This is a genomic window from Thiolapillus sp., from assembly GCF_048562965.1.
Lineage (GTDB): Bacteria > Pseudomonadota > Gammaproteobacteria > Chromatiales > Chromatiaceae > Thiolapillus > Thiolapillus brandeum_A.
Window position 1 is genome coordinate 1 of sequence record NZ_JBHNMF010000417.1, and the last position, 2,903, is coordinate 2,903.

4 protein-coding genes are annotated in these 2,903 nt (G+C 56.6%); 3 read left to right on the top strand and 1 reads right to left on the bottom strand.

Translation table 11 applies throughout. The features are described 5' to 3' along the window. Nucleotides 1-80: 80 nt before the first annotated feature. The gene (locus tag ACOCD2_RS15675; RefSeq protein WP_293649394.1) at nucleotides 81-992 is read right to left on the bottom strand and encodes a lysophospholipid acyltransferase family protein; all 912 of its coding nucleotides are present in this window, start codon (nucleotides 990-992) and stop codon (nucleotides 81-83) included. A 54-nt stretch (nucleotides 993-1,046) separates the two neighbouring features. Here ACOCD2_RS15675 and ACOCD2_RS15680 point away from each other — a divergent pair, with 54 nt between their 5' ends. From ACOCD2_RS15680 to galU, 3 genes are read left to right on the top strand one after another with little or no spacing between them, the layout of a single operon-like run. Next, nucleotides 1,047-1,475: a rhodanese-like domain-containing protein gene (locus ACOCD2_RS15680; protein ID WP_293649395.1), complete on the top strand. Its 429-nt coding sequence runs from the start codon at nucleotides 1,047-1,049 to the stop codon at nucleotides 1,473-1,475. Further along, on the top strand, nucleotides 1,476-1,964 hold the full coding sequence (locus ACOCD2_RS15685; protein WP_293649397.1) for a hypothetical protein: 489 nt from the start codon (nucleotides 1,476-1,478) through the stop codon (nucleotides 1,962-1,964). A 14-nt stretch (nucleotides 1,965-1,978) separates the two neighbouring features. Next, nucleotides 1,979-2,812, top strand: coding sequence for a UTP--glucose-1-phosphate uridylyltransferase GalU (gene galU / locus ACOCD2_RS15690; RefSeq protein WP_293649399.1), 834 nt, complete (start codon nucleotides 1,979-1,981; stop codon nucleotides 2,810-2,812). Nucleotides 2,813-2,903: the final 91 nt, after the last annotated feature.

The following is a 2,903-nucleotide window of genomic DNA, read 5'->3' on the forward strand; positions in this document are numbered from 1 at the left end:
AGATCATAATTGTACCATCCTGCACCGGATTTCTCATCGTCTTTTTTCGGTTTTTCAATTGAATTTCAATGACTTGGCATTTATAGACGGGAACTATCTTGTTTTTTATAGGGGTTACTCCCATCCGGCTGCTCACGGAAACGGCGATAGGTCCACTGGTACTGGGCCGGGTACTGCCTGGCCAGCTTTTCCACGCCGGCATTCAGTTCGGTGGCGGCCTTTTCTGCATCCCGGCTGACGATGTCCTCCCCCGCCAGCAGCCCGATTACCTTGTATTCGGGTTTACCGCCTGTGCGCACGAAAGCGATAAAATACACCGGCGCACCCGTCTTGCGCGCAAAACGGTTCACCAGGGTCATGGTCAGCGCGGGTACGTCAAAGAACGGGGCAAACACCCCACCTCCACCCTTGGCCGTCTTGGGCTGCTGGTCCGGCAGGATGACGATCAGTTCACCATTGCCCAGGGCCTCGTACAACGCCTTGATACCGTGTCGGTCCGTGGGCACCATGCGGTTCTGTCCTGGGCGGTTGCGCCCTTCCAGCATCACCGATTCCAGTTCCTCCTTGCGTGGCGGGCGGTACAGGCCTGTCGCCTTGCCGATGGCGCCAAAGAAATGCGCGCTGATCTCGAAGTTGCCCAGGTGGGGCATGGCGATCACCACGCCTTTTCCCTGCTGCATGAGCGCCCGGATCTCGTCCGGCACCCTACCCATGTCCAGCCGGCTCAGCCACGCTTGCGTTTCCCCGTACCAGACGGCAGGCATCTCCAGCAGTGTGATGGCATTTTCTTTCAGGGTCTCCTCGATCAGGGCTTCCTTCTCTTCCACTGAAAGATCGGGAAAGCACAGATCGATATTGGTGCGGGTATTTTCCTGTTCACGATTGGGAATACGGTAGGCCAGCCAGCCAACGAAACGCCCGCCTGTGCGCAGCAGCAGCAAGGGCAGGATGCCCAGAAAGCGGATGAAAAAACGCAACAAACGGGTTTGCATACTCGATCAAATTCTATAATCTTGAACTTTGACTCATATTAACCGGAAAGCGTCATGGATACAGCACTGCCTACGGGCATGTCAGCCAAAGCAGCCTACAGGCTCATCCAGGAAAATCCCAGGGCATTGCTCATCGATGTCCGCTCCAGCATGGAATTCCTGTTCGTGGGTCACCCGGTCGGCGCGGTACACATTCCCTGGATCGACGAGCCCGACTGGGACATCAACCCCAACTTCGTCACCGACATCCGTCAGTTACTCCTCGGCGGCGTGGTCTGTGACGAGGAACACAGCTGCGCGCCGGTGATTCTCATCTGCCGCAGCGGCAAGCGTTCCCTGGAAGCAGGAAAGCGCCTGCTGGAAGCAGGCATGAGCGATATCTACAACATCGACGAAGGCTTCGAGGGTGAACTGAACGATCATCACCAGCGCAGCACCATCAACGGCTGGCGCTTTCAGGGACTGCCGTGGGAACAGTGCTGAATGAGCGTTTTGCTGTGCAGCGATCCCCCTGGTGATTTACTGTCCGGACTGATCGGAAAATACGGCCTGGAACTGCGCTGGGTGAACGACAGCATCTCCATTCCCGGCTCCCATTTCGGCGACCCCGAAGCCGGGCTCATCGGCAGCACCCTGCTGGTGCGTGCGGACACCCCATTGCATTCCGCCTTCCACGAGACCTGCCACTATGTGTGCATGGACGGGGAGCGCAGACAGCAGTTGCACACCGACGCCGGCGGCGGCTATGACGAGGAAAACGGCGTCTGCTACCTGCAGATCCTGCTTGCAGATCACCTGCCCGGCTTTGGCCGTGAACGCATGTTCAGGGACATGGACGAATGGGGCTACAGCTTTCGCCTGGGTTCGAGCCGCGCCTGGTTCGAGAACGACGCCGAAGATGCAAGCGAATGGCTGATGGAGTACCATCTTATCGACGAACACGACCGACCTACCTGGAAGTTGCGCAAGTAAAGGAAGCGACCCTCATGATCAAGAAATGCCTCTTTCCCGCCGCCGGTTACGGCACCCGTTTTCTGCCGGCAACCAAATCCATTCCCAAGGAAATGCTGCCCATCGTCAACAAACCCCTCATCCAGTATGGTGTGGAAGAAGCAGCCAACGCGGGCATGACGGACATCGCCATCGTCACCGGTCGCGGCAAGCACGCCATCGAGGACCTGTTCGACAACAACCGCATCATCGAAGATGCCGTGGCAAACACGGACAAGGCGCAACTGCTGGAGGAAACCAACACCCTCATGGCCACTTGCACTTTTTCCTATACCCGCCAGAAGCAGATGAAGGGACTGGGGGATGCCATTCTCAGCGGTGAACCCCTGATAGGTGAGTTACCCTTTGGCGTGGTCCTGGCCGACGACCTGTGCATTGGCGAACAGCCACATGACAGCGTACTGGCACAGATGGTGAAAATCTACGAGCAGCATCGCTGCAGTATCGTCGCCATCGAAGAAGTACCGGAGCAGGACACCCACAAGTATGGCGTCATCTCCGGCCAGGAGATAGAACCCGGTATCTACCGCATCGACGATATGGTGGAAAAACCCCCCGAAGGCACGGCACCCAGCAACATGGCCATCATCGGACGTTATATCCTCACACCGGATATCTTCGACCTGCTGCGCAGCACACCGGCAGGCACCGGTGGTGAAATACAGATTACGGACGCTTTGAAAAGCCAGATCAGCAAGGGCGGCGTCATCGGTTACAAATTCAGAGGCAGACGCTTCGACTGCGGCAGCATCCATGGTTTCGTCGAGGCCACGAACTATTTTTACGACCATTTTTTCAACAAACCGTGAACCTGATCATAGTGATCGCCTTCTGCCTGTTTTTCTGAGGTTTATCAAAGCGGTCTCATCCTGCTAGAGTTTAGAGTAAGCAACATTGTTC